The following is a 26,335-nucleotide window of genomic DNA, read 5'->3' as shown; positions in this document are numbered from 1 at the left end:
GATAACAGTATCCGGGAGGAGAAGAATGCCGCTGGTCGATGTGCCCGGCATGCGGCCGGTGCGGATGGGCGATCTCGCCGCGGAGCTGGAGAGGCGCGCGGACGGGACGCTGTTGATCCGCCCGCGTGCGCGGCTGGACGACTATCCCCGTTCGATGACCGATCTGCTGCGCCACTGGGCGCGGACGGAGCCGGACCGCGTCTTCCTCGCCGACAGGGGGCCGCATGGCGAGTGGCGACGCATCACCTATGCGCAGGCCTTGGCCAAGGCGCGGTCGCTGGCGCAGTTCCTAATCGACCGCGGCCTGTCGGCCGAGCGTCCGCTGATGATCCTTTCCGGCAATTCGGTCGAGCACGGCCTGCTGGCGCTCGGCGCGATGATGGCGGGCATCCCCTTCGCGCCGCTGTCGCCCGCCTATTCACTGGTCTCCACCGACCACCAGAAGCTCCGCTATCTGGTGAAGCTGCTGACGCCCGGAATGGTCTTCGTCGCCGAGGGTGCGCCGTTCGACAAGGCACTGCGGGCGATCTGGTCGGAAGATATCTCCCTGCTCGTCGCCCGCAACGCGGTGCCAGACCTGCCGGCGACCATGTTCGACTGCGCTGTGGCCACCGTGCCCACCGACGTCGTGGAAGCGGCGGACGCGGCGGTGACGCCGGACACGGTGTCGAAGTTCCTGTTCACCTCCGGCTCGACCGGCATGCCGAAGGCGGTCATCAACACGCAGCGCATGATGACCTGCAACCAGGCGATGATCGCCGCCGCGCTCGCCTTCCTCAAGGACGAGCCGCCGGTGATGGTCGACTGGCTGCCGTGGAACCATACGGCGGGCGGCAACCACAATTTCGGCATCACGCTCGCCAATGGCGGCACGCTCTACATCGACGACGGCGCGCCGACGCCGGCCGGCATCCTGAAGACGGTGCGCAACCTCGAGGAGGTATCGCCGACGCTCTATTTCAACGTGCCTAAGGGCTACGAGATGCTACTCGGCCACTTTGAGCGTAACGACCGGCTGCGCGAGAGCTTTTTCGCCCGGCTGAACCTGATGCAATATGCCGGCGCCGGCCTCGCCCAGCATGTGTGGGACGGGCTGGAGCGGATTTCGCGCCAGGCCACCGGCGGTCGGGTCATGATCATCACCGGCTACGGCTCGACCGAGACCGCGCCCTTTGCGTCCACCACGACCTGGGCGGTCGAGCGGCCCGGAGAGGTGGGCCTGCCGGCGCCGGGCGTCGAACTCAAGCTGGTGCCGGACGGCGACAAGCTCGAGCTCAGGCTGCGCGGCCCGAACGTCACACCCGGCTACTGGCGCCAGCCGGACAAGACGGCCGAATGTTTCGACGAGGAAGGCTTCTACAAGATCGGCGATGCGCTGAAGTTCGTCGATCCCGCCGACGTCAACAAGGGGCTGCTCTTCGACGGCCGCGTGTCGGAGGACTTCAAGCTGTCGACCGGCACCTGGGTCAACCTCGCATCCGTCAAGGGAGCGATCATCCGTGCCTTCGCGCCCTATGTGCGGGAGGCGGTGCTGACCGGCCTCGATCGCAACCACATCGGCGCGATGCTGTTTCTCGACGTGGACGCCGCGCGCCGGATCGCGCCGGAGCTTGCCGCGGCGAGCGAGCACGACCTCGCGCACAGCCCGGCGCTGAGGGACCTCTTCCAGCAAAGGCTCGACGCGCTGGCGAAGACCTCGACCGGCAGCGCCAATCTCGTGGCCCGCGCGGTCGTGCTCGACACGCCGCCGTCGATGGACCGAAGCGAGATCACCGACAAGGGATCGATCAACCAGCGCGCCGTCATCACCGCGCGCCCCGGCCTGGTCGAGGATCTCTACGCCGAACCGCCGCCGCCTCACATTCTCGTCGCAAGGAAGACCGCATGACTGCCGCCGAAAAAGGCCTCCGCTACCGTTTCGAGGACGCCTGGCTGATCGAGGGCGTGCGCACGCCGTTCGTCGACTACACCGGCGCTTTCGCCGACATTTCGCCGATCGACCTCGGCATCAAGGCCGCGCGCGCGGTGCTGGACAAAGCGGGCATCGATCCGAATGAGATCGGCACCACCATCGCCGGCTCGATGGCGCAGGCCTCGTTCGACGCCTACATGACGCCGCGCCACATCGGCCTCTATGCCGGCGTGCCCTATCAGCGCCCGGCGCATCTGGTGCAGCGCATCTGCGGCACCGGCATCGAGGTGCTGGTGCAGGCGGCCGACATGGTCGAGCAGCAGCGCGTCGACCTCGCGCTCTGCGTCGGCACCGAATCGATGAGCCGCAATCCTGTCGCCGCCTATACGCACCGCAACGGCTTCAAGATGGGTCAGGTCGCCTTCAAGGACTTCCTCTGGGAGGCGCTGCTCGATCCGGCGGTTTCCTGCACTATGGGTGACACGGCGGAGAACCTGGCGCGGGAATACCAGATCGGCCGCGAGGAAGTGGACCGCTTCGCAGAGCGCTCCTTCAACCGTGCGCTGAAGGCGCAGGCCGACGGCTTCATCGACGGCGAGATCGTCGCGGTGACGAGCGAGGCATTCGAGCAGGAGGGCTATAATGCCCGCGGCATCCGGCTGCCGCGCGGCGTCGAGAGCGTGGCGAAGGACAGCCATGTCCGTCCCTCGCCCTACGAGGCGCTGGCGAAGATCAGGCCGGCGTTTGGCGGCGTGCAGACCGGCGGCAATTCATCGGCTGTGGTGGATGGCGCCGCGGCGGCGATCGTCGGCTCGCGCGCAGCGGCTGAGCGCGCCGGCACGACACCGCTCGCGCGCATCGTCGCGGCGGCGACCGTCGGCGTGCCGCCGCACATCATGGGTATCGGACCGGCACCCGCGATCCGCGCGCTGCTCGACGAGGCGGGGCTTTCACTCGACAAGATCGACCGGATCGAGATCAACGAGGCCTTCGGCGCGCAGATCCTCGCCTGCATCCGCGAATTGGGGCTGGACGAGGACAAGACGAACGTCAACGGCGGCGCGATCGCGATCGGCCATCCGCTCGGCGCGACCGGCGTGCGCATCACGACGACCGTGGCGCGCGAGCTGAAGCGATCAGGCCTGCGCTACGGCATCGCGTCCGCCTGCATCGGCGGCGGACAGGGGATCGCAGTGCTGGTGGAAAATCCGGAGGCGGCCTAGCCATGCTGGTGAACAGCCGTGACATCGAGATCGAATGGGGCGACTGCGATGCGGCCGGCATCGTCTTCTATCCGCGCTATTTCGCGATGTTCGACGCCTCCACGGCCTATCTGCTCGAGAAGGCCATCGGCATGAAGAAGATCGCCTGGACGAAGCATTACGGCATCGTCGGCATCCCGATGGTGGACACGGGCGCGAAGTTCATCATCCCCTCGCGCTACGGCGACGTGATCCGTATCGAGACGCAGGCAAGCGAAATCAGGCGGTCGTCCTTCGACATCCTGCACAGGGTCTACAAAAGCGACGCGCTGGCGATCGAGGCACGCGAGACGCGGGTCTGGGCCGGCGTCGATCCGGACGCTCCGGGCAGGATCAAGGGATATGCGATTCCGGACGAGGTCGCGGCAGCGCCGAGGGGCTAGTCTTCCCTCGCCGTGGCCTGTCCCGCGAGCAGACGGTCGAGCAGTTCGATCAGGCGGTCGCGCTCCTGCGGACCGCCGAGCCTGCGGACCATGCGGTCCTCATGTTCGTGCCAGACGGCGAGCATCTTCCTGACGAAGCGCTCGCCCTCAGGCGTCAGGTGGAGCGCGTGCGAGCGGCGGTCGGCGCCGCCCTTGCGCCGGTCGGCGAGGCCGCGCGCCTCCAGCCCATCCATCAGGGCGACGAAGTTGGCGCGCTTGATGCCCAGTGCCTCGGCGATCTCGGTCTGCTTGAGGCCGGGGGTGCGGGCGATCATCGACAGCACCGAAAACTCGGCCGGCCGGACTTTCATCCGGGCGAAGGTCTGCAGGAAATCCTGGAACACGACAAGCTGCGCGCGGCGCAGCTTGTAGCCGATGATGCCTTCTTTGTCGGGCATCTCGGCGGATGCGGCCGGGGCGTCGCGGCGGCGAGGTCCTGGCTTCGTGTCGACCGTCATGGCGCCTCTTGGAACAGGCCCGGCGAAAGCCGGGAACCGCGGTATGACCGGAGGTCCGACGTCGGCCGAACCGCATGCGACGGCCGCGAATCGCACCTGATCTGCACACGAATAGTGCAGGACGACCGCAAAATCGCCAAGCGGCGATCGCTACCGGCTATGCGTCGATTGAACCGACCGATATTGTTATGATATAGAACAATACAGTCGATGCCAGCGGAACTGCAGCAGCCATGAGCCTCACCACCAGTCCCCAGACGCGCCTGCCGGACGGGGCAGGGCATGTCCTGGTGGAGCTACGCGACGATATTGCGATCCTCACCTTCGACCGGGCGGAGAAGCGCAACGCGATCTCCGACGCGCTCGCGGACGGGCTGCGCGCCTTCTTCGACGCGCCGCCAAAGAGCGTGCGCGCGGTGGTCGTGATCGGGGCCGGCGGGCATTTCTCGGCAGGCCTCGACCTCGGAGAGCAGTCGCGGCGCGAACCGGCGGACGTCATGAAGCATTCGCGCCGCTGGCACCAGCTCATGGACACGATCCAGTTCGGCGGGCTGCCGGTGGTGGCGGCGATGTCGGGTTCGGTGATCGGCGGCGGGCTCGAGATCGCCGCATCCTGCCATGTGCGCGTCGCGGAGCCCAGCGTTCGGTTCCAGCTTCCCGAGGGCAAGCGAGGCATCTTCGTCGGCGGTGGCGCCACGGTGCGAATCGGCCGCATCCTGGGGCCGGACAGAATGACGGAGATGATGCTGACGGGGCGGGTCTACGATGCCGCGGAAGGCTATCGGCTGGGTCTGGCGCACTATCTCGTCGGCGAGGGCGAAGGGCTCGACAAGGCGATTGCGCTGGCGCGCGACATCGCCTCCAACGCCTCGCTGGTCAACTATCTGGTCATCCACTCGATCGCCCGCATCGACGACATGAGCCGTAGCGACGGGCTCTATGCGGAAAGCCTCAGCGCGGCCTTGTCGCAAACCGGCCCGGACGCTCTGGAAGGGCTGCGGGCGTTTCTGGAAAAGCGCAAGCCGAACTTCAGCTGACCCCTCAGTGCCCGCTGGACGGCTTGGGAGCTTCCGGCAGTTGCTTGGCCTTCGGCGGTATGCGCCGTTTCATGGCGTTGTCGCGGATTTCCTGCTTCGACAAGTAGTCCACTTGCTCCATCATCACCTCGTGGACCACGTCCTCGCCGAGCCGCTTGTTCAGGTTGTCGCGCAGTCCGCTGCGGAACGCGTTGATGTCGATGCGGTCGCCGCGGGTGAAGTCTATCAGCGGATTGGAATAGAGGTAGGTGAAGAACTCATCGGTGATGATCGACTGCATCGGTACGCTCATCTTGGCGATGCGCGCCGGCTCGGCGGTGAAGACGAAGCGGGCGATGAAGTAGCCCGCCACTTCGCCATTCTTTACCACCGGAACCGAGATCACGTCCGTCTTCACATAGTCGAGGCCGCCGAAGAACGGGGCAGGCTTCTCGACCTCGCCCGGTTTGTCACTGGTCGAGGAGAAGGCGAAGAAGATCGAACCCACCGTGACGGCGACGATCCAGACAGCCGCGACGATGAACTTCACCATGCCCGTCAGATCCGCTGGAACGCGCTGGTCGAATAGGTGCCGTCCGTCTCGGCGCGCTCGATCGCGGTCTGGATCAGGCCCGCCACCTCTGCCACGGCGGCGAGATGGGCGCGGATGACCGCCTCGTTGGCGACGAGCTTCTCCTTCAGCCGCGCGATCGCGTCGCGATGTTTCTCGGCGAAGTCGCTCATCGAGATGCCCTTCACGGCGCGGTTCAGCTCGTAGAGGTAGCGGCTCTTCTTGGCGTTGGAGGCGTGGATGTCGAATTTCGGATCCGACCTGATGGACGCCGTCTCGCTCTCGATCGCCTCTTCGATGCGGCCGATGATGGCGGAGATCGAGCCGACGCTGCCCTGCGGCGTCCGCTCGGACGCGCCGGAGACGAGCTGCGGTAGGTTGGGGCTGTAGAATGTGGTGTCGCTCATCGTCTACCCCGTCAGTCCGCGCTCGAGCGGCCGGTGGCCGCCAGGTCCTCGCCGAGCGATTTCATCATCATGCGCTGCATTTCCTGCACGAGGCTGGACGACAGGAGCCGCTGGTCGGCGAGACCGGACTTCTCCGCCGCGCCGGGCAGGCCGGAGACCGCCACCTTCTTCTCTCCGTCCATGTAGTGCTGGCCGAGCACCCGCTCGGCGATGCCGATGCCGCCTGCCTTCGCCATCTGGTTGGCGATCTCGGTGGCGAGGAACGACTTCCACATGTCGCCGGCGAGACCGCTGCCGTAGACCGCCTCGCTCTCCTGCGGCAGCATCGACTGGATAAAGGTCTGCAGCACCATGCCCTCGAACTTCTGGAAGGTCTCGGGGACCTTGCCTGCGGCCGCGCGAGGCGAGGCGAGTGCGGCAGCGCTGCGGGCATCGGACACGGCGGCGAGCCGCGCGAGACGTTCGACGCGGCTCTCGGATGCGTCCACGGACGCGTTCGGCTGCGCGATCGCGGTGCCGCCGAGGGCGTCGATGACGGCATTGGCCAAGGTGCTCTCCCCTGCTGTTTCGTTGGAAAAACGTAGGCGAATAAACTTGCGGCAGGCTTGAGCCGCTATTTCAGCGCCAGACGTTGCTCGACGGCATCAAGCGCTGCACGCTCCTCGGCCTTGCGTTCCTCCTCCCGCAGGGCCTCGCGCCAGGTCCGCTCCACGATGTTGGTGCGGGCAGTCTCAGCGGCGACCTTCAGCCCCTCGGCCTGCGCCAGCGTCTCGTTTTCGCGGGCGCGTGCGACCGCCTTTTCGACGAAGCGCGAATAGACGTCCGGAAACAGGTTCGACATCGAACCTTCGTTGCGCGCCTCCAGGATCTCCTTCGCCTCGCGGTCGGCCGCCGCGGCTTGGGCGAGATAGTTGGCGCGGCGCATCTCGTGGATCTCCGTCACCTTCTTCTGGAGCTTCACGATCTGCTTCAGGCGGTCGCTTCGGTTCGTCATGGTCAACGTCCGACGGTCACGCTGGCGAAGCTGCCGGCGAAGAGGGAAAGGAAGATCGGCATGCCGAGATAGAGCAGGATGAAGCCGCCCGTGATCACGAAGGGCAGCGAGATGAAATAGACCGGGATCTGCGGCGTCAGCTTGTTGACGAAGCCGATCGCGAGGTTCACCAGCAGCGAATAGGCGAGGAACGGGCTGCCGAGCCGGAGCATGACCATGAACGCCTCGGACAGCGTGTCGGTCAGGTCGACGAGGCTGGACTGCGGATTGAAGAACGCGTCGAGCGGCGCCAGCTGGTAGGACAGCACGAGCGCCTTGACGATCTCGTGGTGGAAGTCGAGGACGAAGAGCAGCATCAGGCCGGCGAAGGAGATCAGCGCGGCGAGCGTCGATTCCGGCTCCGATTCCGCGATCGAATGGCCCATGCCGCCGTTGAAGCCCACCATCATCGAGATCGCGCTGGCGATGAACTGCAGCGCCAGTAGATAGAAGCGGGCCATAAGCCCGATAAGGCCACCGATCAGGCTCTCGGAGATGACGAGGAGCGCCAGCTCGGCCGGCTGCCGGCGGGCATAGGGGATCACCAGGTCCGACATGTTCATCAGCAGCGCCAGCGTCGCCGCGACGGCGACGAACAGCCTGATCTGCAACGGCACGCGCGCGCTCGACAGGCCCGGCATCACCATGAAGCAGGCGCCGACGCGGCAGAAGGTGATGAACGCCGCGATAACGAGGTCGGGCAGGGTGGCGGTCACGAGACCGAGCCCAGCACCCTGATCTCGACGCCCTTGGCGATCTCGACATGGCTGAGCACCGGCAGCGTCGGGTAGAGCCGCTCGATGATCATGCGCACATAGGGGCGCGCGTCGGGTGCGGTGACGATGGCGAAGCGTTCGCCGCCGTCGATCAGCTTGCGGATCGCCTTGCCGGCCTCCTGGCCGAACTCCTCGAGCAGGCGCGGATCGATGTCGAATTCGCGGATCTCGCCCTTTGCGTCGCGCTTCAGGCTCTGGTGCAGCACGAGGTCCCAGCGGTTGCCGAGGCGCAGCACCTTGAGCACGCCGCCTTCCGACAGGTCGCCGCAGATCTGCTGCGACATGCGGATGCGCACATGCTCAACGATCTGCTCTGTGCGGCGAACATGCGGCGCGATCTCGGCGATCGCCTCGATGATCAGGTGCAGGTTGCGGATCGAGACGCGCTCGGCGAGCAGGAGCTTCAGCACGGCCTGAAGGCCCGGATAGGAGATGTGCGAGGTGCAGATGTCGTCGGCGAGTTTCTTGTATTCCGGGTCCTGCCGGTCGAGCAGCGCCTTCATGTCCTTGTAGGAGAGAAGCTGCGGCAGGTTGTTGCGGATCACTTCCGACAGGTGGGTGAGCAGCACCGACAGGTTGTCGGCAAAGGCGTAGCCGTCGCGCTTCAGGTCGTCGGCGAACATCTCCGGCACCGAGAAGGCGCGCATGCCGAAGGCCGGCTCGCGCACTTCCTCGCCCGGCATGTCAGGCGGCTCCTTGGCGCCGAGCAACACCATCAGCTCGCCGACGCGCATCTGGTTCTCGGCGACGACCGTGCCGTGCATGCGGATCTGGTAGGCCTTGCCGGGAATGGAGAAGTCGTCGGTGAGCTTCACCTCCGGCACGACGAAGCCGTATTGCTGGGCGAACTTCTTGCGCATCTTGCCCATGCGGAACGCCATCTCCTGGTGGGCGACCACCAGCTTGGTCGAGAGCTGCTTGCCGATCAGGAGCTCGATCTCTGCGGTCTTGAGCGATTCCTTGACCGAGTTGCGTTCTTCCTCCTCCTTCTGCGCCTGCTTCTGGTTCTCGAGCGCCGTCGCCTCGGCCGCCTGCCGGTTCTGACGCATCGGGATCACGTAGCCGATGACGGCCATCAGAATCGCGAGTGACAGGAAGGGCAGCATCGGCAGGCCGGGCAGCAGCGACAGGATGGTCAGCAGCATCGCGGCGACATAGAGCGCGCGGGGATAGGCCGAGAGCTGGCCCATGACCGCCTGGTCGGCCGAGCCGCGCGTGCCGCCCTTGGAGACCAGCAGGCCGGCGGCCAGCGACACGATCAGCGCCGGGATCTGCGTGACGAGACCGTCGCCAACCGACAGCTTGACGAAGACTTCGGCCGCCTCGCCCAGATCCATGTCGTGCCGCGCATAGCCGATGACGATGCCGCCCACGACGTTGACGCCGGTGATGATCAGGCCGGCGATGGCATCGCCGCGGACGAATTTGGAGGCGCCGTCCATGGAGCCGAAGAAGGAGCTTTCCTCTTCGAGTTCACGCCGGCGCAGCTGCGCTTCCTTCTCGTTGATCAGGCCGGCCGAGAGGTCGGCGTCGATCGACATCTGCTTGCCGGGGATGGCGTCGAGGGTGAAGCGCGCGCCGACCTCGGCGATACGTGTCGAACCCTTGGTGATGACGATGAAGTTCACCACCAGCAGGATCGAGAAGACGATGATGCCGATGACGAAATCGCCGCTCATCACAAGGCTTGAGAAGCCGCCGATGACGTAGCCGGCGGCGTTGGTGCCTTCGTTGCCGTGCGACAGGATCACGCGGGTCGTGGCGATGTTCAGCGCCAGCCGCAGCATCGTCGCGATCAGCAGGATCGTCGGGAAGGAGGAGAAGTCGAGCGGCCGCTGGATCCACAGCGCCACCATCAGGATCAGCACCGACAGCGCGATCGAGAAGGCGAGCCCGATGTCGATGACGAACGGGGGGATCGGCAGGAAGAGGATGCACAGGATCGCGACGATGCCGATGGCGAATCCGACGTCACGCCCGTTGCGGGCGTTCGTCAACCTCGGAAGCGTCTCGATCAGGGCCAAGGCAATCCTCGCGGAATCACGCGCCGACGCATGGCGCTCCGCTCAGACTAGGGGGCCAAACTTGTGCGAGGGTGGGCCTGGAGATTGCCTGGAAACTTGCTCTGGCGAGTCATATGGCGGTGGTTTCGGGGTCGCCATAGGCGACGCGCGCAGCGGGCATTTGGGTCCGTGAGCACCGGAAGCGCAGAAAACGCCGTCAGATGGCCGTCAGAGTAAAGTTTCCGGGCGATCTCCTAAAAGCCTGTCTGGATGCGCTGGAACACCACTTCCGAGAAAGCATAGATCTGCGCGCCGACGAAGGGGCCGGTCAGCACCAGCGCGAGAAGGATCGCGACGATCTTGGGCACGAAGGTCAGCGTGATTTCCTGCACCTGCGTCAGGGCCTGCAGCAGCGCAATGCCGATGCCGACCAGCATGGCTGCGACGACGGCGGGCGCAGACGCAATCAGCACGGTCCAGATGGCGGCCTGGACGATATCGAGCGCGTCGGCCTCGTTCATGGGTCGTCCTAGCTGATCTTGACGCCCGGAAGCATAGGGACCTCTTTGCCGTTGTCGAGCACGGCGATGATGCCATCGCTGTATAGCTTGACCTCCTTGACCGTGCCGGTCATCGATCCGTCGGCCGAGGTCACGGTCTTGCCGATCAGCGATCCCGCCTGCGCCAGGACAGAGGCCTGGAGGATATTGTCGAGCTTCGTATTCATCTGCACCGACTGCTCGACCTGGCTGAAGGTGGCGAGCTGCGCGACATAGTCCGTCGATTCCATCGGGCTCGTCGGATCCTGGTTCTTCATCTCGGCGACGAGCAGCTTCAGGAAGGACTGGTAGTCGACCATGGTGCCGGACGACGCCGTCGACGTGGAGGATGTCGACGTGTTCTGCGAGGTATAGTTGGATACGTACATCAACGTGCTCCCGCGGCTGCGAAGGCTTCCCGCTGGACGGGCCGGCGCGGGGCGCTGCTATCGAGGATCATGGCCTCGATCGGATACAGCGCGCGGATCGCCTTCAGGGCGTCGTAGACCTGATCCTCGCCCACGAGCCGGTCGATCTCCTTTAACCCGGCCAGGATGCCGTCGTCGGTGAAGTTGGCGAGAAGCAGCGACAGCGACTTCCTGAACATCGCGCGCGCCTCTTCGGCCGCACCAGGCGTCATCAGGATGATCTGGGCGATGAAATAGAGCTGCCGCAGCGGCGTCGACGCCTTCTCCGGCTGCATGACATGGTTCTCGAGCAGGAACTGCACGTCGTTGAGGAACTCGATCGATACCTTGCGGTCGACCCTCACCACGGCGCCGTTGATGTAGATCTTCTCGTTCGGCTTGAGCGAGATCTTCAGGGTGTTCTTCATTGCAGCCCGTCCCTGATGATCTGCGAGATCTCGATCAGACCGTCGAAATTGTTCGAAGTGCCCTGACGGATGTTCTCGGCTTCGCGCAGCACCCACAGGCCGATCGAGATGAGGTTCGCACGCAGTTCCTTCGGCAGCTCGTTGTCGGGGCTGGCGAGGTCCTCGAGCAGGGTGGTCCAGACCTTGTGTGAGAAATGGATCGCCTCGATCGACTTGAATGAATCGACCCCGGCGGTCCGGGCTTCGATCAGGAGTTCGATCGACCGGTCGAGCACCTGCCGCTCACGATCCTTCGCGTCGGCGATCGAGTCCGTCTGAATGTCGGCGTAGGAGAATTGATACATGCCTGGTCGTGTCCCGAAATGGCTCGTCCGAATTCAGTTTCAGCTCATGTATTTGAGCAGGCTCAGGTTCTGGATCCGCGCGGTCAGCGCGTAGGCGGTCTCGATCTGCGACACGAGCGCGGAGACGCGCGTGGCGGCCTCGTAGGGGTCGACGCTCTCCATGTCGGTGATCGTGGATTCGAAGACTCCGATCTGCGTGTCGATGCGCTCGGAAGCGTTGGTGACGCGCTGCTGGGTCACGCCGACCAGCGCCTGCCGGTCGGTGATGTCCGATATGCTCTCGACCGTCAGGGCAAGTGCCCGTTCGGTGACGGCCTTGGTGGCAGCCTCGCTGAAGTTGCCTTGCATGAAGCTGGAGGTGATCGCCGACACCATCGCGAGCTTACGCAGGCCAGTGATGTTGGCGCTGACCGAGGTCTCGGCCGTCTCGTTGAGCGCGATGCGCGAGACGATGCCTTCGTCCGTCGCGCTCGACCAGTTGGTCTCCCAGCCCGCGCCCAGGAACTGCGGTTCGACCACGTTGGTGAGGAAGTCTTCCATCTCGGCCGACGTGATGTCGGCCGCGTCGGCATGCGTTTGGCTGAAGCCGAAATAGGTCTGGAAGGCGGTGTCGAAGGCGGCCCTCGCAGGGGAGGAGGCATTGGAGAAATCGGAGACGGGTCTCACGTCGGTGTTGATGCCCGCGAACAGGTACTGGCCGTTGATGCTGGTGTTCAGCGATGAGGTCAGCAGGTCCATCATCGCCGCGCCGCCGGCCTGGACGACGCCGCGGTCGGACGAACCGGACACGGCCGCCGCGAGCGTCGAGCGCAGTTCCTCGGCCTGCGCGGTCAGCTGGCCCAGCACGTCCTGCGTCGAGGTCAGCCGCGAGGAGACGAGCGCGTTGGAATCGATGATGCCGTTGAGGCGGCTGACGTCGCGGGCGAGCGACACCGTCTCGCTGGTGCGCGAGCCGAGCGCCAGGCCGACGTCAGCGACACGCAGCGTCGTGCTCTCCTTCTGCGCGGACACGAGGTCGGTCTGCATCTTCATCATCGAATAGCGCAGCGCCTGGCTGATCGCGTTCGAAGAGACGTAGGAGGATTTCATCGCCCGTTACCCCACCATCGAAATGAGGTTGGCCAGCATTTCGTCGACGGCCTTGAGGAGACGGGCAGACGCATCGATGAGTGTTCCAGCTCGATTAGGAGCGACATTTCCTGGTCCATGTTCACCCCGGTGTCGTTCGACAGTGCTTCCGCGGTGCGTGACACGAGCGCGCCCTTGGTCTCCTCGGCCGCCGTGGCCTGCTGGCGAAGGTTCTCCAGCCAGCCGATGATGCTGGAGGAGTATTCCATCACGCTGGCGCTGGCGCCGACGCCCGCTGACGCGTCGAAGGGGATCGTCTCGTCCAGCTTGCTCGAATAGCCGATCAGCAGGGACGAGAACGACGCGTTCCCGGCGGTGTTCGCGACATAGTCCGCGCCGTTGGCGCCGCCGTCGCGCAGGACGGTCGGATTGCCGCCCTGCTGCGAATCCATCGCCGCGTTGACCGCGATCGAGCCTGCGATCCCGGGCGACAGCGTGCCGTCCGCGGGCAGGGCCGGTCCGCCGCTCCAGGTGAACAGGCCGGCGAGATCCGGATCGGTTCCGGTCTGGTCCGTCTCTGCGAAGGCCCTGATGACGCCGCGCGCGACCTCGTCGAGCTGGGCCTGGACCGCGGGCGCGACCGTGTCGCGGAGCTGCAGGTAGGCGGCGATCTTGCCCGTCGCGTTGGTGTCGCCGCCGATGCCGGCCTGCAGCGGCACCCCGTCGATGTAGACGGCGTTGCCGGTGGTCGAGGCGTCATAGCCGGGCTTCGGCTGGAAGGTCACCGAGCGCGGCGTCGTCTCGAACAGGATCGCGCCCGACGCGGTGGTGAGCACCATGTCGTTGTTTTCGCGCGTGATGGTCGAGATCGGCACATATTGCGCGATCTTCTTCAACAGCGCGTCGCGCTGGTCGAGCTGGTCGGAAACGTCGCGGCCGGTCTGGGTGCCGGCCACGATCGCGCTGTTGGCAGACTGGAAGTCAGCCAGCAGGCCGTTCAGCTCGCCGACGGCGACCGAGATCTGCATGTCGGCATTGGTGCGCTGGGAGCTGACGGCGGCCGTGCCCTCGTTCAGCGAACGCACCACCTGGCGCGCCGCCTCGATGGCGTTCTCGCCGAGCGAGGTGTTGGCCGGATTGTTCGAATAGAGCTGGATCGCCTCGTAGAGCGATCCGAGCGCGGTAGCGGCCGAGTTGGCGTTGTCGACACCGTTCACCGCCAGCGCGAGCGAATCTATGCTCGTGCGCAGCGTCCCCTGGCCTTCGTAGGATGAGACCGCGGAGAGGTTGGCGCGGAACAGCGCCTCGTTGGCCGCGCGCTGGATGAGGACGACGCGCGCGCCCGGCGCCTCGCTCGAGACGACGGCGTTGCGCCGTACATAGTCTGAATTGCTCGCGTTCGAGATGTTCTGCGAGACGACCGCAGTCTGGCGCGACGTCGACTGAAGCGACTGTTTCGCGATGTTGAGTGCGGTCGTAAGCGACATCCGTCGGCCCTGCCCCCCGGCAGACCTTCAGCTAGCGCTTCAGATTCACAAGGATGTCCATCAGGTCGGCGCCTGTCTGGAAAACCTTGGAATTGGCGGTATAGCTGCGCTGCGCCTCGATCATGCTGGTGAGCTCGTCGGCGATGTCGACATTGGAGTTCTCCAGTGCGCCCGACACGACCGAGCCGAACGTGCCGTCCTCGGGGAAGCCGACCAGCACCGAGCCGGACTCGTTGCTCGGCCTGTAGACATTGCCGGGCAGCACCGTCAGCATGTCGTCGCTTCGCGTGGTGGCCAACGGGATGCGGTAGAGCGCCTTGGTGGTGCCGTCACCGTACTGGGCGTAAAGGGTGCCATCGCCGTCGATGGTGATCTGCTCGATCGAGCTCGGGGCGTTGCCGTTCGACCAGGAGTCGAACAGCGTGTAGTCCGCCTTGAGCTGCGTCGCATTCTCCAGGTCGATCGTGAAGGCCTGGCCGCCGGGGATCGTCAGCGACACTGATGTCGGGCTGGTCGAGGTGTAGTCGCCTGTGGTCGGGTCAAAGGTCAGCGTCTCGGTGGACAGCGCCGCCGACGAGTAGGGGAAACCGCCGTTCGTGCCGGCGTCGGCCTTGTTGTACACGGCCACTTCCCAGGTGTCGGCGCCGGTCTTGGTGAAGTAGATGTCGAGCACGACCTGGCCGCCGAGGTCGTCATAGACCTGCATCGACGATTTGGCGGTGTATTTCGAGGTCGCGAGGTTGTCCGACGGCACGTCGCCCGTCGAGAGATCTTCCGCGAGCGCGGGCAGGTTGAGCGACATCGAGCCCTTCGTCGACGGAGTCGCGTTGAGCTCGTTCTGCGACAGGCTGACCGGAACAAGGCCTTCGAAGCCGTTGGTGGTCGCTGTCGGGACGCCCTTCGAGGCGTCATAACCCATCAGGGTGAAGCCTGCCGCATTGACGAGCTGGCCGTTGCCGTCGGGTACGAACGAACCCGCACGGGTCATGAAGGAGTTTCCGGCCGCATCCTGGACAACGAACATGCCGTTGCCTTTGACCGCGAGGTCGGAAATCGAGGTGGTGTACTGCAGCGCGCCCTGATCAGTGATGGCGTAGCGGATGGAGGTCGTCACGCCGCCGGAATTGTAGGCGCCCGGCGTGCTCGGCAGCACCAGGCTGGAGAACTCCGCCTTCGCCCGCTTGTAGCCATTGGTGCTGGAATTGGCGATGTTGTCTGCGGTTGTCGACAGGCGGTTCGACTGGGCGTTCATGCCCGAGACGCCTGTCCGCATCATTCCGTAAAGACTCATTCCGTTACTCCTCGGATGTGGTGCCGCTGAGGATGAGCCTACAGCCCGGGACTTGCGCGGGGCTGTCGGGTCGGGGTCAGGCAGCCTGTGTGGCGAGGCGATAGCCCAGGAAGCGCTTGGATTCGATCGGATCGAAGCCCATCTTCTCGCGCAGTTTCTTGCGCAGCTTCGAGATGTGGCTCTCGACGACGTTCTCCTCGACGTCCTCGTCGAACACGCCGTAGATCGCGTTGAAGACCTGTGCCTTGGTGACGCGGCGGCCGGAATTGGTCGCCAGGTATTCGAGGATGCGGCGCTCGCGGCGCGGCAGTGGCAGCGGCGCGCCGTCGATCTCGGGGTCGCGGCCGTCCATGTAGATGCGCATCGGTCCGACCTCGGCATAGCTTGCCTCTTCGGCGCCGCGGCGGCGGATGGCGCAGACGCGGGCGAGGATCTCGCGGATGTGGACAGGCTTGCGGATGACGTCGTCGACACCCGCCTCGAACAACTTGAGCGTGTTCTCCAGCGAGTGCTGTTCGCTGAGCGCAATCACCGGGGCGGCGGTGCGGTCGCGGATGCGGCGCGGCGACAGATCGTGCTCGCCGCACTCGCCGATCAGCACCGCGGAGACCGCTTTCAGGTCGGGCTGCGCGGCGGTGTCGATCCACTCGTCGAACTCGCCCGGAAGAAAGCCCGCGCTGGCGACACCTTCACGGCTGAAAAGCGAACTGAATCCGCCTTTTACGAGCTCGCGCTCGTCCACGATAACGATCATTGTCCCGCCCCACGAATCAGAAGCCCCACTTCTGTCAAAAGGGGTAGCCCCGGGCCGGAATCGCGAACATCCGTGAATTCTTGTTAACCATAATTAGGGTATCGCCCGCGGCCCCTTCGGGCGCGGTCGTTAACCACTCGTTAACCATATTTTCCGGGAGCAATCGCCGATTGATTCGAACGGCTTGCCGGAGGTCGTTTCGGGAGGTCGAACGATGCCGTCCGGCTAGATGTAGCGTGCGGATGCGCTCCTGTTCGAAGAGGCCGCGGACTGCCCGGATGGCGGAGCCGGCTCGCCGGAATGCCTTTGCTGTTCCCGGCGCGACCCGCCGTCCTGTTCGCGCGCGCTGCCCGCGCCGCTGTCGGCAGCGAAGCCCTGCTGGCGCGGCTGGCTCGAGGCATCGGCCTGCGGCTGCGCGTCCGCGCGGGCGGAGAGCTGCACGGTCACGCGATCGACGTCGATGCCGAGCGCGCGCAGCGATTTCGCGATCGTGTCGGCATCCGTGGCAAGCTGGCGCTGTGCGTCGGCGGTCTCCGCCGTCAGCTCCACCGACACCGCGTCGTCCTTGACCCTGAGGTGGGCGGTCACGTTTCCGAGTTCCAGCGGGTTGAGCTGGATCTTCAGCGAGTTGACCGGAGCGCCGGCTCCCGGCTGGGTATCGCGGAAATAGGCTGCCCAGGAGGCGTCGGCGCGGACCGTAGCGATCACGGCAGCCGCTGGCGCGGCGGGAGCGGCCGGCTGGGTCTGCATGGAAACCGCCGTCACCGCGGCGGGCGCGGGACGAGCAGCATCGGCCGGGCGCGCATCGCCGGAAACGGCCGGCTTCGCGTCGTCGCCTGCTTCGCTGCGGACCGGCTCCTTCTCGGCCGGTTCCTCCACGGATTGGACGCGCTCGTTTGCCGGTGCGGACGGCGATCCTGGATGCACGGCGGTGGCATCCGCTGCCTGGGCCGGGCGAGAAGCAGGCGCAGGCGTTGTGGCAGTTGGGGCAGGTGTTGTGGCTGTGGAGGTAGCACGAGCGGATGCCGCGCGCTCGGGAGTCCTGCGGTCGTCGCTATCGCCTCCGGTCCCACGCGGCGCCGGCTGCGCCTGGGCCGCTGCGTTCATGGAGACCTTGGCCTGATCCGATGCACTGCCGGGGGCTGGCCGGGACACATCCTGTCGATCGATGCGATTGTCGCCCGATGCCATGGCCTGCGCCGGCTTGCTGGTCGGGCCGGTTGCGACGTCTGCGGCCGGCGGGGACTTTCGCGCCTGCGCGTCGGTTGCGGTGGCGTGGGCGGCTGGCTTGACGGAGGCCGGTCCTGTGACCGCGGGCGCGGAGTGGGGCGCATCCGAGGCGGTTGCATCGTCAGGCGCGGCGACGTCATGTACAGCAGCCTCCGTGACCATGCTCGCTGCCGGCTCGCGCGGAGCATTCGACGCCGGAATTGCCTTCGTGTCAGAGGCAGCCTTGGCGACCGTCTCGGCCGGTCTGTCGTCGTTCGGCTTCTGCGTCGGCGCCGCTGCGCTGGCATCATGCAACGGCAACCATGTCGCCGCCGCCTCCGGCTGTTTCGGCATGGCATCCGTCTTCACGGCCGCCGTATCGGGGATCTCGGGTTCCGACGCCGGTTCAAGCTTGTCTGTCGTGTCGGAGACTTCCGCGGCTTCCGTATCGACCTCGACCGGTGCGGGCCGCATATCCGCCCTCGGCGCCGGCTTGCCCTTCTCGTCAGTGGAGGGGGGCGTAAGGCGGGCATCTGCCTTGGCTGTGTCGTCCATCTTGGTGCGCCCGATCCTGTCGTTGGTCAGCGGTGGGTCCGCGTCAAAGGTGACATCAGGATCGGCGACCTGTTCGACCTGCGCGCCCGCATCTTCGGCAATCGTCTGTGCAAGCTTCGGCATGGCGTCGCCGGCGATGGCGTTTCCGTCGCCTGCCCTGACATTCGTCGCGGGGGCCGCTTCGTCAAAGGGCGAAAGGGGGACGGCCGCCTGCGCGATCGGCGCCTTCGTTCGCTCAACAGTGCGCTGCGGAACTTCGGCCGCATCTCCCGCCGGCGTATCGTCCGTCAAGTCTGCGATCTTCTCGAACGTGTCCAGCCGTTGCGCCTGCCCCCGCGCCGGCGCGGGCGATGACTGGGCCGGTGCTTCCGTGATCTGCGCGTTCGCTCGCTCGACGGCGGGCTGGGGAACCTCGCCTCCAGCCTCCGCCGGCCTCTCGGCTACAAGGCTCGCGATCTTCTCGAACGTGTCCAGCTGCTGCGTCGGTCCCTGCGCCGGCTCAGGCGATGACTGGGTCACGGCTTCCGTGATCCGCGCGTTCGCTCGCTCGACGACGGGCAGCGGAACCTCGCCTCCAGCCTCCGCCGGTATCTCGGGCACAAAGCCCGCGATCTTCTCGAACGCATCCAGCCGCTGCGCCTGCCCCCGCGCCGGTGCAGGCGATGACTGGGTCCCGGCTTCCGTGATCTGCGCGTTCGCTCGCGCGACGGTGGGCTGTGGAACCTCGCCTACGACCTGCGCAGGCATCTCGTTTGCGAGGCCCGCGACCTTCTCGAACGTCTCCGGCCGTTGCGCCTGCCCCCGCGCCGGTGCAGGCGATGACTGGGTCCCGGCTTCCGCGATCCGCGCGTTCGCTCGCTCGACGGCAGGTTGCGGAACCTCGCCTCCAGCCTCCGCCGGTCTCTCGGCTACAAGGCCCGCGATCTTCTCGAACGCATCCAGCCGCTGTGCTAGCCCCTGCATCGGCGAAGGCGAAGAGGGGGCCGGCGCGTGCGCGGCTGTGCTGCCGTGCCGCTCGGCGCCGGACGCGCGGAAGGCGTCCTGAAAACCGGAGTGGCCTTTCGATCCGTCTTTTCGGGCCTGCTGACGCGTTTCGGCAATCGCCAACTTGGACGCGGACACGAGACTGGTCATTTGGCCCCTTCGAGCATCTTGTCGATTTCCTCCAGCTTGCGCCGCGTCTCGCTGACGAGGGGCAAGGGTTCTTCCGCCGGGGCGCTGGCCTCGACGGGCCGGGCGGGCGGGTCCGGCCTCCGGTCGACGCGTTGCACGGCCAATGGCGTCGGATCGTCGGACGGCTGCGCCGGACGCGCAGCGGCGATGTCGGTAGCCTGCGGCGGCTCCGGCTGTTCGGGCGCCGGCGCATGCGCGACGGGCTGCGGCGCAGGTTCAGGCTCGATAGCCACGACCGGTGCCGGCGGCGCCGGATCGTTCGGCGACGTCATGATCCCGGTCGCAACCGAGATCGCCGCGTCCAGCAGTTGCCGGTCGGGTCCCGCGAGCTTGTCGCGATCGATCGACCTCAGCCGTTCGAGGATCTCCGGCCCTTTCTCCGACGCGATCTCGGAGAGGCTCGAATAGAGCAGCGCGCGCGGGTCGTCCTCGCCCGCGGCGACGGCCTCGAAGCCCGCCGCCTTCTTCGCGGCGAAATCGGACAGCTCGCGCAGGCCCTCGATTGCGGCGGTGCGGGCGAGCCGCAGATAGATCACCTTCTGGTGCTCCTGGCTCATTTCCGCGATGGTGCTCTCGATCACGTGCAGGTCGAGCGAGGCGTAGAGGGTGACGATGCCCTTGACCAGTTCGTCCGCATATTGCGTCGCATAGGGCGAGCGCAGGAAGCGGCGCACATACTGGTTGGAGGCGCGCAGGAAGCGCTCGGTGTCGCCGAGCCGGGCTGCGAGGGGCAGCGAGCGGCGCAGCGCAGCTTCCTCGACCAGCGTGCCGGGCGCCAGCAGCCGGGCCGTGTCCAGCAGGGCGATCGCAGGCTTGGGTTCGTCGGGCGCCGTCATCGAACCCTTGATGAGGGCGAGGAACGAGCCCAGGTCCCTGTTGAGCGTGCGCGGGTCGATCGGCTGCAGCGTGGTCATGGCAGATTTCGCGTCGCCGCGGATGTAGAAGCGCACCCCATCGGTGAGCGGCTTGGTTGCCTCGTCGGGCTTGAGGCGGGCGATGGCGACGTCGACGGTGACGGGATTGCCGCCGCTCATGGCGTAGATCAGCAGCGCCTCGATATTCTTGCGCTCGCGGAAGTCGTCGGGGCCTGCCTCCCGCAGCTTCTTGTCGATCATCTGCAGGATCTTCTGCTGCATCGGCAGGGCGGCGTGGTCGCCGCCCGCGATGCGGTCCTGCACGAGCTGCAGCGAGCGGACCATCTGGAACGTGTCCAGCGCGGCATCCGCCGGCCCGGTCGCGAAGCCCGCGGCCGAGAGCGTAGCGCCGAACGCCATGGCCCGGCAGAGCCGCCTCATCCGGCGGCCTCCAGCAGGATCTCGATGCGACGGTTGGACGCCGCGAGCGGATCGGACTGGACCTTGAGCTTGCGGTCGGCAAAGCCCGCCACCTCGGTCAGGCGCTTCTCGTCCAGGCCGGAGCGCACCAGCATGTAGTAGGCGGAATGGGCGCGCGCGGTGGAAAGCCGCCAGTTGTCGTACTGGCCGCCCGCGAAGGGGCGGCCGTCGGTGTGGCCGTAGATGTGCAGGCTGCCGCTGCGTTCCGAGAGGATCTTGCCGATCTTCTCCATCGCCAGCACGAGGTCGCGCCTGGGCACGGCGGAGCCGATCTCGAACATGCCGAAGTCGAGCTGGTCGGTCACGGAGATCATCACGCCTTGCGGCGTCGCCTCCACGCTCAGGCCGTCGGCGAGCTTGCCGTTCGCGCCGAGCGCCTGGGCGATCTCCTTGCGGATTTCGGCGGCCTGCTTCTCCACTGCTTCCGAGGCCTTGGCGGGATCGACCGGTTTCGCCGGTGCGCGCTCGGCCTGCGCGGCCGGCTTTTCGGCTTCGGCGGCCGGATCCGATGTCTTCCCTGCTTCCGCGGTCTGTGCCGCGCGCTGCGCGGCTTCGGGCGTCTTTTCGTCGCCTGCCTCCGACAACGCGTTGTCCTCGGCTGGAGGCGAGTCGACGCCCGGTATGATCTGCTGGGACCAGAAGTCGGGCGCGAACGGATCGCGGAAGGATTCCCCGCCGGAGGCTCCCGTCGCGGGGCCGGAAAGCTGCGCGCCGCCATCGCCTTTCTCGCTCAGGTTCTGCAGGTTCCCGGTCTCGGCCGCGATTTCGGCGAGCACCGCATAGGGGTTCGAGAACAGGTGCTCGTCGGTGTATTTCTCGGCGTCGGCCGATTCGCTCGCGACCTCCTGCTTCATGTTGCCGGTCTCGGCCGCGCCGACACCCGCGATCGATGCCGCCGGGTCCGTCTCGCTCTGGGCCTGGGTCTGGGCGGAGGTGGAGCCTTGCCCTTCCTCGTCGAGCCCGCGCCGGCTGGCGTTCTTGTCGGTCAACTTGATCGGGTTGAAGTAGCTCGCGACCGCAGCCTTCGTCTCCTCGTTGGCAGCGTTGATCAGCCACATCACGAGGAAGAAGCACATCATCGCCGTCATGAAGTCGGCAAAGGCGATCTTCCACGCGCCGCCATGGTGGTCGTCATGGTCGTCATGCCCGCCGTGGCGGATGATCAGAATCTCTTGATGCGGTTCCGCGTGATTGACGGTGCTCAACCGACTGCTCCCGTGAGTGCGGACGACCATTCGCCGAGCCTGGTCTCGAACAGCGTCTCGTCTAGCGAGACCGTCAGGTCGCAGGTATTCGTCTCGACGAATTCGAGATGGCGCGCATGGTCTCCCATCGCGGCAGCGAAGGGCATGAACAGGGATTGGGGCCCGCTGACCCGAACGCGGATCGCGTCGGCGTCGCCGACCGCGTTGCCGACGGCGGTTGCGAGGGCCGCCACCGCGCGGTTGCGCACGTTCTCGTCGACGATCTGTCCCAGGATGCGCGCGCAGATCGAGGTCGACTCCTCGATCGCCCTGCGCTCCAGCTCGGAAAGTGCCGCGGCCGCCTTCGAGGCCAGCTCGACCGAGAGCGTTGTGCGCAGCGCCGCCATCTCCTCCTCGTGCCGGCTGCGGTCCTCGGCGGCGCGCTCCTCGTAAAGCGCCTCCAGTCTTTGCGCGAGATCGGCCTCCGCCTTCGCGACCGCCTCGGCGACGATCTTGTCGATGTCGACAGGCGCTGGTTCCGGCTGCGGGGCAGGGCGGACCAGTTCGACGCGGGAGGGGACCTGCACGGCAACGGGCGCCGGGCGCGGGGGCGACGGTGCGAAGTCGGGCAGCAAGTCGGCGATCGCCAGCGCCATCAGCTCGCCTCCTGATGCGCCCATTTGCGCAGGATCTGCGCCGTGCGCTCCTCGTTCAGCTCAAGCATCCGGGCGAGCCGGTCCTGCGGGGCGGGTTTCAGCTTGTTGCGCAGCTCGTCGATCGGGTTGACGTTCGAACGCGCGAGCTGGGCGGTCGTCGCCTCGCCGCCTTCGCCGCTAGGTGCGGCGCCGCCGGCTGCGATCTGGAGATTGTCCGCCGCGCCCGGAAGCGAGCGCTGGATCTCGTCGAAGCTGGGAGCCGCGGCCGGACCCGCCTGGAGCGCGGCGGTGAGCGGGCGCAGGCCGAACCAGACGACCAGGAAGACGACGAGCACGAAGGCGCCGGAATTGATGATCGTCCCGGTATGGCGTCCTGCCGTCTCGAGGAAGCTCGGCCCGCTGATCGCCTCGCCGTCAATGCCGTCGATGAACTCGACGGCATTGACGCTGATCGCGTCGCCGCGGCTTTCCGTCAGGCCGGCGGCCGTCGCGACCATCTCGCGGATGGCGGCGAGACGCTCCTGCACCTTCTCCGGCGTCGCGCCCTCGCCGAGCACGGCCTTGATGCGGGCCTCGTTGACCACGACGGCGATCGATAGGCGCGTCACCGAGTAACCGTTGCTGACGGTCGCGATACGCTTCGAGTTGATCTCGTAATTGGTCACTTCCTCCTTGCGGTCGTTCTTCTCGCTGGAGGAGGGACCGCCCGCGCCGGGCGCACCTTCGTTGGGCAGGTTCTGGTCGACCGAGGTGGGGGTGGTCGACTGGCTCTGATTGTTCTGGTTGGCTTCCTTGACCACCTGGACCGACCGCTCGACGCGGGATTCCGGATCGAAGATCGTCTCCTCGATCTGCTTGGTGTCGGTGTTGACCACGGCGTTGACACTGGTGCGGAAATTGTCCGGCCCGAGATAGGGCGAGAGCGCCCGGTGGATCGAGTCCTGGATCTGGTTCTCGACCGTGCGCTCCACGCCCATCGAGCGCGTCGCCGTGTTGTTGGCCGGGTCGTCGCCTGCGGCAAGCAGCGTTCCGTCGGAATCGAGGATCGTCACGTTCTCCGCCGCGAGACCCGGCACTGCCGCCGCGACGAGGTAGCGGATCGAGGCGGCGCTGCGGCTCGCGTCGAGGCCGGCGGTGCGGATCACCACCGAGGCCGACGGTTGGCGCTGCGCCTGGCGGAAATTGCCCTGCTCACCGGTGACGATGTGGACGCGGGCCGCCTTGATGCCGGCGATGGACTGGATGGTGCGGGCGATCTCGCCCTCCAGCGCGCGAACCTTGGTCACCTCCTGCATGAAGGACGTGAGGCCGAGCGAGCCGACATTGTCGAACAGCTCGTAGCCGGCATTCGTGCTGGTCGGCAGGCCCTTTTCCGCAAGCAGCATGCGCGCCTGCCCGGTGCGGCCCACCGGCACCATGACCGACGTGCCGTCCGAGGAGACGTCGAAGGGAATGCCCACATCGCCGAGCACGATGCCGATCTGGTTGACGTCGGACCGCTCAAGGCCGACGTAGAGCGTCTCGAAGGACGGTCGGTTGAGCCAGAGCGAGCCGACCACGATCACGAACACCACGAGGGCCGCGACTGCGCCCATGATCGACAGCCGGCGGCCACCCATGGCCTGGAGGTTGTCGATGATTCGCTGGATCTGCTCAGGCACGGATTTTGGGCTCCCCGGAACACCGTCTGGAGGCAGCCTAGAGATCGAAGCTTGTGCGAAAATTGAAAGGCCGCGTCAGAGACGCGGCCTTTTGAAATCAGTTTGCTATGTCAGGATATTTGATCGTTACTTGAAGAGCGAGAGAACGTTCTGTGCGTTGCTGTTGGCAATCGAGAGCGCCTGGATGCCGAGCTGCTGCTGCACTTGCAGCGCCTGCAGCCGGGTCGATTCCTCGTTCATGTCGGCGTCCACCAGCTGGCCCACGCCGCGCTCGATCGAGTCCATCAGGCTGGCGGTGAAGCTCTGCTGCATGTCGATGCGGGTCTTGGCGGCGCCGATGACGGTTGCAGCGTCGGTCAGGTCCGCGAGCGTCTGGTCGGCGACGGTCAGCATCTGCTCGATCTGCGTGTCGAGGAAGCCTTCGACGGTGAGCGTGTAGACCGAGTAGCCGTCGGTCGCGTTGTAGGTTCCGGCCACGGCCACGGTGGCGCTGTCGTCGCGCAGGCCGGTGGTGCTCGACCGCAAGCCCTCGACGATGCCCTGGTTCTCGGCGGTGGTCGCCGCCGCATCGAAGAGCTTGATGGACTGGACGTTGATGTCGATGGTGCCGAGCGTGACGTCGCCGGCCGAGCTGCGATTGAAGGCGGCAACGATCTTGGCGTCGGCATGTTCGCCGTCGGCCGGGTTGCCGTTGGCGACGCTCGAGTCGACCGACAGCCAGTTGGCGCCGCTGAAGGTCGCCGCGTCGGCGGCGAATTTCAGCTGCTTCTGAAGTTCCGTAATCTCGGACTGGATCTTCGCCTTGTCGCTCTCCGACGCGCCGATCGCCGACACCAGCTTCTGCTTGATATCGTCGACGAGCCCGACCACGCTGTTGATAGCGGTGTAGGCGGTGTCGATGCGGCTGGCGCCCAGGCCGAGCGAGTCCTGGATCGACGAGAGCGCCTTGTTGTCCGATTTCATCGTGGTCGCGATCGACCAGTAGGCCGCGTTGTCCGCCGCCTCGGCGACCCGAAGACCCGTCGAGATGCGCGACTGGGTGGTTTCCAGGGCCTTGTTGGTGGCCTGCAACGACTGAAGCGCCGTCATGGCGGACGCGTTGGTCAGAATTGATGTCACCTCTAAGCCCCCTTAAAAATCCACTACGCTGTCGGCTACGGTTAATCATTGGTAGTGGCTTATGGTTAACGCGCGGTTAAGCGCGGAAAACCAACGTTTTTCAGGGCCTGGGACGCGCGGGGAGGCGTGCGGAAGGCTGTAGTGGACCTCCGGTTTCAAGGTGATTCGCGGCGTGGGAAGGAGAGGCGTGGCGGCCCGGAGCCGGGCCATGCTGCCGGAAACGCAAAGGCCGCGCTCCTTGCGGAGCGCGGCCCGTGTTCAGAACAGTCGCTGCTCGGCTTAGCGGAAGAGCGAGAGGATGTTCTGCGAGTTGGAGTTGGCGATCGACAGCGCCTGGATGCCGAGCTGCTGCTGGGTCTGCAGAGCCGACAGGCGGGCCGATTCGGCGTTCATGTCGGCATCGACCAGCTGGCCGACGCCGCGCTCGATCGAGTCCTTCAGGGCCGAGACGAACTCGGTCTGCATGTCGACGCGGGTCTTGGCCGCGCCGAGGCTCGATGCGCCGGTCGCCATCGCGCTCAGGGCCGTCTCGACGTCGGTCAGGAAGCCCTCGATCGTGGTGTCGTCGGCGCCGGTGACGTCGACCAGCATGGTGTCGTCGAGCAGGCCGCCGGCTGCGCCGGTGGAGTTGAACAGGACGACGTTGGTCAGGTCGACCGAGATGCGGTTGACGGTCGTCGTGCCGTCGCTGGCGCGATCATAGGAGGCGACGATCTGCAGCGGCGTCGCGTTGTCGTCGTTGGCGAGCAGGTTCGAGCCGGCATAGTTCGCGGCAAGCGCCGTGCTCTTCAGCTGTTCCTGCAGCTGGCCGATCTCCGCCTGGATCTTGGTCTTGTCCTCGTCCGAGGCGCCGAGCGCCGACACCAGCTTCTGCTTGATGTCATCGACGACCTCGATCGCCTTGTTCATGCCGGTATAGGCGGTGTCGATCTTGGCGGAGCCGAGGCCGAGCGCGTCCTTGACGGACGAGAACGCCTTGTTGTCCGAACGCATGGTCGTGGCGATCGACCAGTAGGCGGCGTTGTCAGAGGCTTCGCCGACGCGCAGGCCGGTCGAGATGCGCGACTGGGTGGTGTCGAGAGCCTTGTTGGTCGCAGCCAGAGACTGCAGCGCAAGCATGGCCGAGGAATTGGTGTTAATGCTAGACATGGGAAAACGCCCCTAACTTTGTAAGGATACAGGGACATACCGGGCTTTTCCGGTATGACGGGGCGGCATCATGCCTGGGATCGTCGTTGCGATGATCAGTCCGTCATGCGTTGGACC

General features: G+C 66.1%; 26 protein-coding genes. 4 read left to right on the top strand and 22 right to left on the bottom strand.

Annotation, left to right across the window (positions count from 1 at the left end; all coding sequences use genetic code 11):
• The first annotated feature begins 25 nt into the window (after positions 1-25).
• From LRS09_RS03550 to LRS09_RS03540, 3 genes are read left to right on the top strand one after another with little or no spacing between them, the layout of a single operon-like run.
• Complete coding sequence (locus LRS09_RS03550) at positions 26-1,888, top strand: feruloyl-CoA synthase (RefSeq protein WP_257804298.1); 1,863 nt, start codon at positions 26-28, stop codon at positions 1,886-1,888.
• Complete coding sequence (locus tag LRS09_RS03545) at positions 1,885-3,135, top strand: thiolase family protein (protein ID WP_257804297.1); 1,251 nt, start codon at positions 1,885-1,887, stop codon at positions 3,133-3,135. Before LRS09_RS03550 ends, LRS09_RS03545 begins: the two co-directional genes overlap by 4 nt.
• A 2-nt stretch (positions 3,136-3,137) precedes the next feature.
• On the top strand, positions 3,138-3,557 hold the full coding sequence (locus LRS09_RS03540; RefSeq protein ID WP_257804296.1) for a thioesterase family protein: 420 nt from the start codon (positions 3,138-3,140) through the stop codon (positions 3,555-3,557).
• Here LRS09_RS03540 and LRS09_RS03535 read toward each other — a convergent pair.
• Positions 3,554-4,054, bottom strand: a complete 501-nt coding sequence (locus tag LRS09_RS03535; RefSeq protein ID WP_257804295.1) for a MarR family winged helix-turn-helix transcriptional regulator — start codon at positions 4,052-4,054, stop codon at positions 3,554-3,556. The genes LRS09_RS03540 and LRS09_RS03535 overlap by 4 nt on opposite strands.
• A gap of 233 nt (positions 4,055-4,287) precedes the next feature.
• Between LRS09_RS03535 and LRS09_RS03530 the strand changes: the two genes are divergently transcribed.
• Positions 4,288-5,091: a crotonase/enoyl-CoA hydratase family protein gene (locus LRS09_RS03530; RefSeq protein ID WP_257804294.1), complete on the top strand. Its 804-nt coding sequence runs from the start codon at positions 4,288-4,290 to the stop codon at positions 5,089-5,091.
• A gap of 4 nt (positions 5,092-5,095) precedes the next feature.
• Here the strand turns inward: LRS09_RS03530 and LRS09_RS03525 are convergent, their stop codons facing one another.
• The 21 genes from LRS09_RS03525 to LRS09_RS03425 all read right to left on the bottom strand — a co-directional run bounded on the left by LRS09_RS03525 (position 5,096) and on the right by LRS09_RS03425 (position 26,218).
• Positions 5,096-5,623, bottom strand: a complete 528-nt coding sequence (locus tag LRS09_RS03525) for a hypothetical protein (protein ID WP_257804293.1) — start codon at positions 5,621-5,623, stop codon at positions 5,096-5,098.
• Positions 5,624-5,628: 5 nt separating this feature from the next.
• Positions 5,629-6,048, bottom strand: coding sequence for a hypothetical protein (locus tag LRS09_RS03520; protein WP_257804292.1), 420 nt, complete (start codon positions 6,046-6,048; stop codon positions 5,629-5,631).
• A gap of 11 nt (positions 6,049-6,059) precedes the next feature.
• On the bottom strand, positions 6,060-6,596 hold the full coding sequence (locus tag LRS09_RS03515; protein WP_257804291.1) for a rod-binding protein: 537 nt from the start codon (positions 6,594-6,596) through the stop codon (positions 6,060-6,062).
• 65 nt (positions 6,597-6,661) lie between these two features.
• Positions 6,662-7,042, bottom strand: a complete 381-nt coding sequence (locus tag LRS09_RS03510; RefSeq protein ID WP_257804290.1) for a hypothetical protein — start codon at positions 7,040-7,042, stop codon at positions 6,662-6,664.
• Positions 7,043-7,044: 2 nt separating this feature from the next.
• Positions 7,045-7,797, bottom strand: a complete 753-nt coding sequence (fliR, locus tag LRS09_RS03505; RefSeq protein ID WP_257804288.1) for a flagellar biosynthetic protein FliR — start codon at positions 7,795-7,797, stop codon at positions 7,045-7,047.
• Positions 7,794-9,887: a flagellar biosynthesis protein FlhA gene (gene flhA / locus LRS09_RS03500; protein WP_374684895.1), complete on the bottom strand. Its 2,094-nt coding sequence runs from the start codon at positions 9,885-9,887 to the stop codon at positions 7,794-7,796. Before flhA ends, fliR begins: the two co-directional genes overlap by 4 nt.
• 227 nt (positions 9,888-10,114) lie before the next feature.
• Positions 10,115-10,381: a flagellar biosynthesis protein FliQ gene (gene fliQ / locus LRS09_RS03495; RefSeq protein ID WP_257804286.1), complete on the bottom strand. Its 267-nt coding sequence runs from the start codon at positions 10,379-10,381 to the stop codon at positions 10,115-10,117.
• 8 nt (positions 10,382-10,389) lie between these two features.
• Entirely contained in the window at positions 10,390-10,788 is a 399-nt protein-coding gene (flgD, locus tag LRS09_RS03490; protein ID WP_257804285.1) for a flagellar hook assembly protein FlgD, read from the bottom strand.
• Positions 10,788-11,234, bottom strand: a complete 447-nt coding sequence (gene flbT, locus LRS09_RS03485; protein WP_257804283.1) for a flagellar biosynthesis repressor FlbT — start codon at positions 11,232-11,234, stop codon at positions 10,788-10,790. Before flbT ends, flgD begins: the two co-directional genes overlap by 1 nt.
• Positions 11,231-11,578: a flagellar biosynthesis regulator FlaF gene (gene flaF / locus LRS09_RS03480; protein WP_257804281.1), complete on the bottom strand. Its 348-nt coding sequence runs from the start codon at positions 11,576-11,578 to the stop codon at positions 11,231-11,233. The genes flbT and flaF overlap by 4 nt, the downstream gene beginning before the upstream one ends.
• Before the next feature lie 39 nt (positions 11,579-11,617).
• Complete coding sequence (locus tag LRS09_RS03475; protein ID WP_257804280.1) at positions 11,618-12,667, bottom strand: flagellar hook-associated family protein; 1,050 nt, start codon at positions 12,665-12,667, stop codon at positions 11,618-11,620.
• Positions 12,664-14,133 (bottom strand): flagellar hook-associated protein FlgK, encoded by a 1,470-nt coding sequence (gene flgK / locus LRS09_RS03470; RefSeq protein ID WP_308240273.1) that lies wholly within the window; start codon positions 14,131-14,133, stop codon positions 12,664-12,666. Before flgK ends, LRS09_RS03475 begins: the two co-directional genes overlap by 4 nt.
• Before the next feature lie 31 nt (positions 14,134-14,164).
• Positions 14,165-15,424: a flagellar hook protein FlgE gene (locus tag LRS09_RS03465; RefSeq protein WP_257804279.1), complete on the bottom strand. Its 1,260-nt coding sequence runs from the start codon at positions 15,422-15,424 to the stop codon at positions 14,165-14,167.
• Positions 15,425-15,500: 76 nt separating this feature from the next.
• A complete protein-coding gene (locus LRS09_RS03460) occupies positions 15,501-16,178 on the bottom strand; it encodes a response regulator transcription factor (protein WP_257804277.1) in 678 nt (225 codons plus the stop codon).
• A gap of 225 nt (positions 16,179-16,403) precedes the next feature.
• Entirely contained in the window at positions 16,404-19,076 is a 2,673-nt protein-coding gene (locus LRS09_RS03455; RefSeq protein WP_257804276.1) for a flagellar hook-length control protein FliK, read from the bottom strand.
• The gene (locus tag LRS09_RS03450) at positions 19,073-20,410 is read right to left on the bottom strand and encodes a chemotaxis protein MotC (RefSeq protein ID WP_257804275.1); all 1,338 of its coding nucleotides are present in this window, start codon (positions 20,408-20,410) and stop codon (positions 19,073-19,075) included. Before LRS09_RS03450 ends, LRS09_RS03455 begins: the two co-directional genes overlap by 4 nt.
• Positions 20,407-21,654, bottom strand: coding sequence for a MotB family protein (locus tag LRS09_RS03445; RefSeq protein WP_257804274.1), 1,248 nt, complete (start codon positions 21,652-21,654; stop codon positions 20,407-20,409). Before LRS09_RS03445 ends, LRS09_RS03450 begins: the two co-directional genes overlap by 4 nt.
• On the bottom strand, positions 21,651-22,289 hold the full coding sequence (locus LRS09_RS03440; protein WP_257804273.1) for a hypothetical protein: 639 nt from the start codon (positions 22,287-22,289) through the stop codon (positions 21,651-21,653). Before LRS09_RS03440 ends, LRS09_RS03445 begins: the two co-directional genes overlap by 4 nt.
• A complete protein-coding gene (fliF, locus tag LRS09_RS03435) occupies positions 22,289-23,950 on the bottom strand; it encodes a flagellar basal-body MS-ring/collar protein FliF (RefSeq protein WP_257804272.1) in 1,662 nt (553 codons plus the stop codon). Before fliF ends, LRS09_RS03440 begins: the two co-directional genes overlap by 1 nt.
• Before the next feature lie 126 nt (positions 23,951-24,076).
• Entirely contained in the window at positions 24,077-25,069 is a 993-nt protein-coding gene (locus LRS09_RS03430) for a flagellin (RefSeq protein WP_257804270.1), read from the bottom strand.
• Between the two features lie 279 nt (positions 25,070-25,348).
• On the bottom strand, positions 25,349-26,218 hold the full coding sequence (locus tag LRS09_RS03425; protein WP_257804268.1) for a flagellin: 870 nt from the start codon (positions 26,216-26,218) through the stop codon (positions 25,349-25,351).
• Positions 26,219-26,335 lie beyond the last annotated feature (117 nt).

Origin of the sequence: Mesorhizobium sp. J428 (assembly GCF_024699925.1) — a bacterium.
Lineage (GTDB): Bacteria > Pseudomonadota > Alphaproteobacteria > Rhizobiales > Rhizobiaceae > Mesorhizobium_A.
Note: the sequence above shows the minus strand (reverse complement) of the source record. Positions and strands in the feature narration are given on the sequence as shown.

Bases quoted from the DNA above. Each gene is read 5' to 3' on its own strand.
- LRS09_RS03455 (WP_257804276.1), bottom strand. From the start codon at position 19,076: ATGACCAGTCTCGTGTCCGCGTCCAAGTTGGCGATTGCCGAAACGCGT.
- flaF (WP_257804281.1), bottom strand. From the start codon at position 11,578: ATGTATCAATTCTCCTACGCCGACATTCAGACGGACTCGATCGCCGAC.
- flbT (WP_257804283.1), bottom strand. From the start codon at position 11,234: ATGAAGAACACCCTGAAGATCTCGCTCAAGCCGAACGAGAAGATCTAC.
- flgD (WP_257804285.1), bottom strand. From the start codon at position 10,788: ATGTACGTATCCAACTATACCTCGCAGAACACGTCGACATCCTCCACG.
- LRS09_RS03540 (WP_257804296.1), top strand. From the start codon at position 3,138: ATGCTGGTGAACAGCCGTGACATCGAGATCGAATGGGGCGACTGCGAT.
- LRS09_RS03520 (WP_257804292.1), bottom strand. From the start codon at position 6,048: ATGAGCGACACCACATTCTACAGCCCCAACCTACCGCAGCTCGTCTCC.
- LRS09_RS03440 (WP_257804273.1), bottom strand. From the start codon at position 22,289: ATGGCGCTGGCGATCGCCGACTTGCTGCCCGACTTCGCACCGTCGCCC.
- LRS09_RS03465 (WP_257804279.1), bottom strand. From the start codon at position 15,424: ATGAGTCTTTACGGAATGATGCGGACAGGCGTCTCGGGCATGAACGCC.
- LRS09_RS03545 (WP_257804297.1), top strand. From the start codon at position 1,885: ATGACTGCCGCCGAAAAAGGCCTCCGCTACCGTTTCGAGGACGCCTGG.
- flgK (WP_308240273.1), bottom strand. From the start codon at position 14,133: ATGTCGCTTACGACCGCACTCAACATCGCGAAACAGTCGCTTCAGTCG.
- LRS09_RS03460 (WP_257804277.1), bottom strand. From the start codon at position 16,178: ATGATCGTTATCGTGGACGAGCGCGAGCTCGTAAAAGGCGGATTCAGT.
- LRS09_RS03425 (WP_257804268.1), bottom strand. From the start codon at position 26,218: ATGTCTAGCATTAACACCAATTCCTCGGCCATGCTTGCGCTGCAGTCT.
- fliQ (WP_257804286.1), bottom strand. From the start codon at position 10,381: ATGAACGAGGCCGACGCGCTCGATATCGTCCAGGCCGCCATCTGGACC.
- LRS09_RS03530 (WP_257804294.1), top strand. From the start codon at position 4,288: ATGAGCCTCACCACCAGTCCCCAGACGCGCCTGCCGGACGGGGCAGGG.
- LRS09_RS03510 (WP_257804290.1), bottom strand. From the start codon at position 7,042: ATGACGAACCGAAGCGACCGCCTGAAGCAGATCGTGAAGCTCCAGAAG.
- LRS09_RS03475 (WP_257804280.1), bottom strand. From the start codon at position 12,667: ATGAAATCCTCCTACGTCTCTTCGAACGCGATCAGCCAGGCGCTGCGC.
- LRS09_RS03550 (WP_257804298.1), top strand. From the start codon at position 26: ATGCCGCTGGTCGATGTGCCCGGCATGCGGCCGGTGCGGATGGGCGAT.
- LRS09_RS03450 (WP_257804275.1), bottom strand. From the start codon at position 20,410: ATGAGGCGGCTCTGCCGGGCCATGGCGTTCGGCGCTACGCTCTCGGCC.
- LRS09_RS03525 (WP_257804293.1), bottom strand. From the start codon at position 5,623: ATGGTGAAGTTCATCGTCGCGGCTGTCTGGATCGTCGCCGTCACGGTG.
- LRS09_RS03535 (WP_257804295.1), bottom strand. From the start codon at position 4,054: ATGACGGTCGACACGAAGCCAGGACCTCGCCGCCGCGACGCCCCGGCC.